An 8085-nucleotide genomic window follows, 5' to 3' on the forward strand; every position below is an offset into this window, starting at 1 on the left:
CAAGCAAGCAACTTCTCGCACAGGTGCGCGGAACCCTTATCGCGCAAGGGCATTCGCTAAACAAGTGGTGCGCTGAAAGGAGCATTGACCGCGTATGGGCAAGCGATGCCCTGACTGGCAAACGCAACGGTCCCGAAGCGCAAGCCTTGAGAGCGCGAATTGTCCGTGAGGTCATGCAAGATGCTGCCTAGCTTCATCGACAGCACGACCTTGGCGGAGCTGGCGCAAATATCAAAGCAGGCAGCCAGAAGGGCTATCGCCAAAGGTGAAATTCAAGGCCATCCGCTCCAAGTTACGACCATCGAAGGCACCCGTAGCCACGGTGGCTATATGCACATTGTCAGCTCTTCAAGCCTCCCAGCCCATCTTCGGCAACGCCTGCATGATCTGGCGGCGGAGGGCATAGCGCCCGAAGGGCTTCGGATCGACGCTACTGGCCTTGCGGAACACAACTGGAAACTTGACGTCATTCGCCCGATCCTTGGAACGGCGCGCGGCAGCTCGGCCCGCGCGGGGGAGTATCGGCGCCTGATCGGAACAACGCGGATCGACTGGACAGGGACACCGCGCCACCTCACCAAATCCACCCTCTATGACTGGGTGGAAACCTTTGAACGCTGCGGCGGGCGGCACCTGTGCCTTGCCAAGAAACCACGCAACGACAAGGGGCAGCGGCGCGTGTTTGTCAGCCGGGAATGGGAAAAAGCAGTCTCTTTTGATCAAGCCACGCGGGAACAGGTCCATGAAGATCTGAAGCAATACATGCGTAGCCTGATCAAAGGGGGAGCACAGCGAAAAATCGCCCTGACCCTGACGGGCGAGAAGCTTAGGCAAATCACGCTCGCCTATGGGGTAGAACTCGCCGATCGGAAGACCTGGGCGATCCCCCTCGACTTCTACCGCGAAGAACAGCGGTTCAAGGCCGTCTACCGGCACAAGACCGACCGGAAGGCCAGCGAGGACAACAAACCGCGCATCCGGCGCACAACAGCCAATCTGGCCCCGATGGAAGTCGTGGTGATGGACGTTCACCATATCAATGTTCTGGTGCAACGAGACAACGGCACCACCGCAACACCGAAGCTGATCGCCTTCCACGACATCGCGACCAACAGGGTCTTTTGCGAAATCATCCTGTTCGAGGAACGCGGAGGCGTCAGGAATGCTGACGTCATCGAAGCTTTCATCAACATGTGTCAGGATCCTTCCTTCGGGGTGCCCGGAACCCTTTATGCCGATAACGGTGCGGAATACGGGTTCGCCGACGATCTCGCGGATGCGTTGCAACTCAATTGTAGCGTGATCGGCTTCAATGGCAGCGAGGATCGGAACCGCGTTATCCGCGCCAAGCCCTACAATGCTGCTGCGAAACACGTGGAAGGCTGGTTCCGCCAGATGAACCAGCAGTATTTCCGGCACATCAAAGGCTGGATCGACGATGACCGGATGAACCCGAAAAGCCCCGAGGTCGGCAAGAAGGCCCCGCCCTTTGATGATGGCTGGGATACCTTTCAAGACACGATCTACGGCCTTCTGACTGCTTACGAGAACATCCCCCAGAAAAGTGGTTCCCTCAACAACATCTCGCCCGCCGCGGCGTTCAAAAAGCACGTGGAAGCGGGATGGAAAGCCACCCTGATGAACCCGCAAGACCTTCTGACCCTGTTCACCCGTCCGGAAACCCGTGACGTCAGGAAGCACTGTGTCGAGGTCTTTGGGCAGTATTGGACCTGCGACGGGCTTCTGAGCTGCTTTGATCGGAAAGTGATCGTGCATATCCCACGTTATCATGGCTTCTCTGCCCTTCGGATCACGGACGAACGGGGGCACGAAATTGGCATTGCCCATGCCGATCGACCCTATGAGGTCCTGGACGAACGCGGGGCAAAAGAAAGCGCTCGGCGCAGCTCTGTTCGCAACCGCGCCTTGACCACGCTCGGCAAGTCGGTCCCGACGATCGACGTTGGCAAGGAACTGATGAGTTTCGGCCACCGTCAGGAACCCGTGACACCCAACAATCCTGACGCTGTGATTTCGGTCAACCGGCGCGGCGGAAAGGGCCTCGCGTTGTCCCCGACGCCCGCCCCGAAAGGGAAAACCCGGCAACAAGAAGAAGACGAAGCGCGCCAACTGATGGATGCGCTAGAAGCGGCCCTCCCGAGCAAAACCAGAAAGGCATCCTGATGCTTACCAAGCCCCTGATCCCCAAAACCTTTGTCGAAACCAAGGCCGTTCAAATGGTCCGCAAGGCGATCGAATACGCCATGATTTCCGCCTATCCGGCCTGCATCGTCAGCGAGCCTGGTCGCGGAAAGACGACCGCCCTCTTCTACCTCGCCACGGAATTCGATGGTGCCTATATCGAAATCGGCGCGCAGCAAAAGAGCATCGGCGGCATGTATCGCGGCATTGCCTTGGCGATTGGTGCTTCTCTGGGCGGATATGACCGCGAAACCCTCGACAGTGTCTTGCGCCAGTTCGAGCGGCGCGCGCGCTACTCCGGGGCCAACAAGGATCTTCTTGTGGTCGATGAGTTCCAGACACTGGAAGACACGACAAAACGCGAATTATTGCGCATCCACGAAACGGCCGGATTTGCTCTGGTGATCAGCGGAAACGAAGGCCGTTTGGGGTCTGATCGCCGTGGCACGGCAAGAGAACTCGAACAGGTTCAGAGCCGTATTGGCCTCACAATGCCGCTGCCCAACCTTGACGCCGAAGACTGCGACCTTATCGCCAAAGCCTATGGCGTATCAGGTGATGACGCTCTGAAGGCGGTTCGCAACCTCGGCACGAAGACCAGCGCCCGCGAACTCGGCAGGACGCTTCAGCTCGCTCAACACATGACGGGCGGTGCGGCACCGATCCAACTGCCCCACATCCGCAACGCTGTTTTCTCTCTCAAGGGAAAGCAATCCGCGCTGAAAGTTCTCGACAGCCGCGAAGACTGAAAAACCAAATCCTAGGAAGGAGTTCTCTCCATGAACGACATTCGCAACAACCAAATCGGCGGCATCATCGACTTGCTGGACGGCATGGACACGGTGACCGACAAGGTCGCAGCCTTCTCGGCAATGCTGGAAAGGTCTTTGGAGTCGGGCGAGGAATTGCGCATGCACAGCTTCGGCATTTCCGAAATCCTTGATGAACAATGCCGTTCGCTTCGTGAGATCGAGAACGAACTTCGCAGCAAGATCAATGCTTTCGCGAAAGGAAAACTGGCCATCAACAACATCAGTGAGGTGGCCCGCGCGGCTGGCCTGCCCATCCACAAGGCGGAGCTTTGCCTTTTCCTTGCGACGGGCATTTCCTTTCGCGAAGCGGGCAAGCTGCAACTGGACGGGGCAAATGCCTGACACCATCACCCCGAAACACTTCGCCATCATCCGCGTTGCCAAGGAACAGGTTGGCATGTCGGAAGACGATTACCGCGCGCTCTTGTCCCGCCTCACGGGGCAAGAGACGGCAAAAGCCCTGACGCCCCAGACATTCAAGAAGCTCATGGCGCATTTCGAAGCTTTGGGCTTCATCTCGACAGAGGCGAAAAAGAACGCTTCCCGTCATCCCCTCAAAGCCACCGAGGCGCAGATGCGCAAAATTTCAGAGCTTTGGGCGATCTTCACCGATGGCACGGGCACAGAAACCAGCCTGCGGCATTGGATGGAAAAGCGGGGCTACGGTTGCAGCGTCGGATGGCTCGATGGCGGCACGGCCCGCCGTGTCATCGGCGCTTTGACTAAAATGGTCGCGCGCGGCAGGTGATTGCGGCGCGCGCGAAGCAGGGCTTACAGGACCCATCACCAGTCTTCGCCCTGCGCTGATAGCCTAACTCCGAATCGACAAGGCAGCAATCCACATCCCGTTTGAAGTTTGGTGGCAGGGCATCGCCCGAAACCCTGCCACCGATCCGGCGTCTTCTGCGGCGATTGCGCCACCGCGATCAGCCAGAGCCAGAAGGCGCAACGCTGTGAACCTACCGTTGCGCCCCGTCCGGGGTGTTGCCAGCGCGAACGCAAGCAACTGTCATCTACCAAGGAACGGGCCAGACCACCTTCGCCGCAATCGCCCCCTGTTTGCCCCGGACAAATGTCCGGTGGTATAATGATACCTCCCCGGACTAGCGTCCGGGGGACAGGCAAAACGGAGGTCTTTCGGCATGACACCCCTTCCCGTTCGGTCCGGTTACGCGGACGAAACCGACGCCGCCCTGATCAAGGAAGCGATCCTTGACGAGTTGGGCGAATGGGCCTTCGGGCAGATTTGCAAGGCGTTCGGCGGGCAACAGATCGACATTCCGGCCAGGGCGAACACTGTCACCGAAGGGCACTTTCTTTCCCAGGCATTGGGCCTCGATAACGCCCGGCTGCTGTGCGAGGCGGTCGGGCCTGCGCGGTTCTATGTGCCGCGCCTTTGCAAGGCCGAAGACCGGGACGCCCGGCTTGTGGACATGGTGCGCCGCGGCCTCGCCAACTGGGAGATTTCCCGCGCGGTGTCGCTGACCGAACGGCATGTGCGGCGGCGGCTGTCGCAGCTTGGCGTCAGCAATCCCAACCGCAAGCCCCGCAACCGTTATTTCGGCGCGAGTTGCGCCACCGCAGCGGGCGGGGCGTCCTGAGATGCCCCGCGCCGCGATCCTGACGGGGGGTTAACACCACTTCCCGCCTTTTCCGGGGCGTGACCACCGGGCAGGGCACAGACCGCGCCCAGCGGCGCGGAAATCAACCAGAGCCAAGGAACGCAAATGCAACCTCTGAACCAGAATGCCGCCCGCGTGATCGACCCCGTCCTGTCGGGCATCGCGCAGGGCTATATCCACCCGCAACGGGTGGGCAATGTCCTGTTCCCCTCGATCCCGGTTCCCGCCTCGGGCGGGCAGGTGATCGAGTTCGGGCGCGAAGGCTTCGTCAACTACAACTCGCGCCGCGCGCCGGGATCGACCGTCCAGCGCATCCAGTTCGGCTATGAGGGGAAACCCTATGCGCTGCAAAACTTCGCGCTCGATACGCCGGTGCCCCGTGAATTCGCCCAGGACGCCGCAGCCGTGCCGGGTCTCGATCTGGGCAGGCGTGCCGTCAACACGGTGATGAATTCGCTGACGCTGACGCTGGAAATCGACCAGGCGGCGTTGGCGACCAATGCGGCGAACTATGGCAACGACAACAAGCTCTCCCTGATCGGCACCAGCTGTTGGAACAGTGATACCAGCAACCCCATGGCGGACATCGAAAACGCCAAAGAACAGGTGCGCACCACTTGCGGCGTCGATCCGAACCGCATGGTGATCAGCTCGAAAGGTTTCCGGGCGCTGAAGCATCATCCGAGAATCGTCGAACGGTTCAAATACACCACCGCCGAAAGCATCACGACGGACATGCTGGCGGGCCTGTTCGAGCTGAATAATCTGGTGGTGGGCAGGGCCACCTATCTCGACCCCAAGACCCCGGATGCCGCGGCCAAGGAAGCTTGGGGCAACTTCGCCGTGCTGGGCTATGTGCCGTCGCAGGATGCTGCCATGGATCAGCCGTCCTTCGGCTACACCTACACCCTGACCGGGCATCCCTTCGTGGAAGCTCCGCGCTGGGATGGCGATTGCCGGTCGTGGGTCTATGGCGTCACCTATCAGCGCGCGCCGCAGCTGACGGGCATCGCCTCGGGCTTCCTGTTCCAGAACATCGTGGGGGCGTGATCATGGCGAACCAAGGAACAGGTTTTTCCATGCAACCCGCGCCGGGCAGCTTCGGCCCGATCGAGATCTTTCGGGTTGGAAGCTTCACCGACATGGCGGGCACGAAGCAGACCATCAAGCGCGAGAACTTGGCCCGCATCGCGGCCAACTATGACGCCGAAGCCAACCCGGCTCCGGTGGTGATCGGTCACCCGGAAACCGATGCCCCGGCCTTCGGCTGGGTGGATCGCCTCTTTGTCGAAAACGATGTTCTCAAGGCGACCGTGCGCGACGTGGTGCCGGAATTTGCCGACGCGGTGAAGGCTGGGCGTTACAAGCGCGTCTCGATCTCGCTTTTCACGCCCGACTCGACGGCGAACCCGACCCCCGGTGACTTCCACCTGCGCCATGTCGGCTTCCTCGGAGCGCAGGCCCCCGCCGTGCCCGGCCTGAAGCCAGTCAAGTTCGCGGGCGGGGCGGGCCAAAGCATCGCCCTTTCGCAGAACTTCGCCGCGCCGCTTTCGCCCGAGGCGCAAGAGCTGGCGCAGCTGCGCCGCGAAGCCGTGGAACGGCGGGTGGAAGACCTGATCGGGGCGGGCCGGGTGCTGCCCGTGTTCAAGGACGAGGTGCTGAGCTTCGCCGCGCATCTGGGCAGCTCCGATACCGTCAGCTTTTCTGACGGCAGCGAGAAACCCGCCCGCGACTGGTTCTTCGACTATCTCGCCAAACAGCCGCCTGTCGTGAGCTTCGGGGAATTCGACCTTGGCCCCGATCTGTTTTCGCCTGGTGGCGCGCCGCGCGCGGCGGGTGGGGTCGAAGTTCCGGCAGGCTACACCATCGACCCGCGCGGCAGCGACCTCGCGGCGCGGGCGACGGAAGTCAGCCGTGCCAAGGGCATCAGCTTTGCTGACGCGCTCGATCTTGTTCAAGGGCAGGTGCGGTGATGACCGAAACAGGCCCTGCGCGCGGTGCCGCTCGAAGCATCACGAACATTCGCCATTCGCTGTTCCAGATCCTGCCGGGGCAAATCCCGGCAGGTGATGACATCCGCCTGAATGACGGCGGGGAACACCCGTTCACTGCAATCGTGCTCGACACCGAATTCACGGAACGCCTGAACACGGGGCATATCATGGCTGACACCGACACGGTGTTCCTGGGCGAGTTCCTCGAGCGTCAGGATTTCGTCGGGAACACCGTCACCAAGGCCGTATTCCTGACGCTGGTTATCGGGCTGCGGAATGAACCGTAACGCTCAAAACGAAAGACGGCCCGGGTGATCGGGCCGCCACACCGAAGCGGCTAGAAGGGCAGTCACCGCCGCACCGCTTCGACCATTGGAACATAACCGAAACCAAGGGAGCTTTCAACGATGGCGGGCATCAGCATTTCGGTTGAACTGCAAGAGGCCACTGCACGGCAGGCGCTGCGCGATATGCTTGCCCGGATGGGCGATCTGCGTCCCTTCTACAAGGGTGTTGGGGAAATCCTGTTGAATTCCGCGCGTGAGCGGTTCGACAGCCAGAGCGGCCCGAATGGCGCGCCCTGGGCACCGCTGAAACCGGCGACGGTCCGGGCACGGATCAAGAAAAATCAGCTGCCGTTGATGATCCTTCAGTCAAACACGAATGGTAAGAACAGCAGCCTGAAAGCATCGCTCAACGCAATCCCCTCCGACAAGGACGTGAGGGTTGGCTCTCCTGTTCTATGGGCGGCGATCCACCAGCTTGGCGGCACGATCAACAAGGACGCTGGCAGCCGCTACATGGTCGGGCGCCGCTTTGCCAAGCGCGACAAAGAGGGCGGTAATGACGTGGCGATCAAGGCGCACACCATCCGAATTCCGGCACGTCCCTACATCGGTGTTTCCGATCTGGATCAGGAGCGCATTCTTGAAGCAGCAGAAGAATGGCTGCGCTTGTGATCCACGGCCCGGAGCGCGTTCAATCCTGACGCCATCGGGAACTTTCGGGAAGCAAGAGCGCCCCTGAACATCTGAATGGATGGCGACTGCGGTGGCACAGCCGCCTTGCCGGGACCTTCGATTCCTCTCCACCGGAGCGCTTCCCAGCTTCGCCATAGTATTCAGACCGGACCAGCTGTTCAACGCATCCCCCGTTGGTGCTCGTTGCTGGTGTTACCAAATGCGTTCGTATGCCCGGAAATCGCGGGGAAAACGTCAGAAAATGTTGGCTCAGTGCGAGATTTGACGTGCTTCAACAGCCCGAGATTTCAAAGACATTTCTGCGCCTTCACCCGTAACCCTTTGAGCATATTTCATTCCGGCTCAATTCCCATCGTTCCGAATGAAATACCCCCCCTCCAGCGGCGTTTCCGCATTCTGAACGTGATCGACGATGTCACCAAGGAGAGCTTGGCCGCGGTGGTCGACACCTCGATTTCCGGCCGCCGCGTTGCCC

At 60.6% G+C, this 8085-nt stretch carries 9 protein-coding genes; all 9 read left to right on the forward strand.

Going from position 1 to position 8085, the window contains the following annotated elements; genetic code table 11:
- Nucleotides 1-180 precede the first annotated feature (180 nt).
- The 9 genes from C8J30_RS14700 (at nt 181) to C8J30_RS14735 (ending at nt 7589) form a co-directional block, all read left to right on the forward strand.
- Nucleotides 181-2184 (forward strand): hypothetical protein, encoded by a 2004-nt coding sequence (locus C8J30_RS14700; protein ID WP_146227924.1) that lies wholly within the window; start codon nt 181-183, stop codon nt 2182-2184.
- Nucleotides 2184-2951: an AAA family ATPase gene (locus tag C8J30_RS14705; protein WP_110806589.1), complete on the forward strand. Its 768-nt coding sequence runs from the start codon at nt 2184-2186 to the stop codon at nt 2949-2951. The genes C8J30_RS14700 and C8J30_RS14705 overlap by 1 nt, the downstream gene beginning before the upstream one ends.
- Nucleotides 2952-2981: 30 nt before the next feature.
- Nucleotides 2982-3356 (forward strand): hypothetical protein, encoded by a 375-nt coding sequence (locus C8J30_RS18705; protein ID WP_181420899.1) that lies wholly within the window; start codon nt 2982-2984, stop codon nt 3354-3356.
- A complete protein-coding gene (locus C8J30_RS14710; protein ID WP_181420900.1) occupies nt 3349-3762 on the forward strand; it encodes a regulatory protein GemA in 414 nt (137 codons plus the stop codon). The genes C8J30_RS18705 and C8J30_RS14710 overlap by 8 nt, the downstream gene beginning before the upstream one ends.
- A gap of 394 nt (nt 3763-4156) precedes the next feature.
- Nucleotides 4157-4615, forward strand: a complete 459-nt coding sequence (locus C8J30_RS14715) for a helix-turn-helix domain-containing protein (RefSeq protein WP_110806591.1) — start codon at nt 4157-4159, stop codon at nt 4613-4615.
- Nucleotides 4616-4741: 126 nt separating this feature from the next.
- A complete protein-coding gene (locus C8J30_RS14720) occupies nt 4742-5686 on the forward strand; it encodes a major capsid protein (RefSeq protein ID WP_110806592.1) in 945 nt (314 codons plus the stop codon).
- 2 nt (nt 5687-5688) lie between these two features.
- Entirely contained in the window at nt 5689-6609 is a 921-nt protein-coding gene (locus tag C8J30_RS14725; protein WP_146227925.1) for a hypothetical protein, read from the forward strand.
- A complete protein-coding gene (locus tag C8J30_RS14730) occupies nt 6609-6917 on the forward strand; it encodes a hypothetical protein (RefSeq protein ID WP_110806594.1) in 309 nt (102 codons plus the stop codon). Before C8J30_RS14725 ends, C8J30_RS14730 begins: the two co-directional genes overlap by 1 nt.
- A gap of 120 nt (nt 6918-7037) precedes the next feature.
- Nucleotides 7038-7589: a phage virion morphogenesis protein gene (locus C8J30_RS14735; protein WP_110806595.1), complete on the forward strand. Its 552-nt coding sequence runs from the start codon at nt 7038-7040 to the stop codon at nt 7587-7589.
- The last annotated feature ends 496 nt before the right edge of the window (nt 7590-8085 follow it).

Source organism: Rhodobacter viridis, from assembly GCF_003217355.1.
In the GTDB taxonomy this organism is placed as follows: Bacteria; Pseudomonadota; Alphaproteobacteria; order Rhodobacterales; family Rhodobacteraceae; genus Rhodobacter; species Rhodobacter viridis.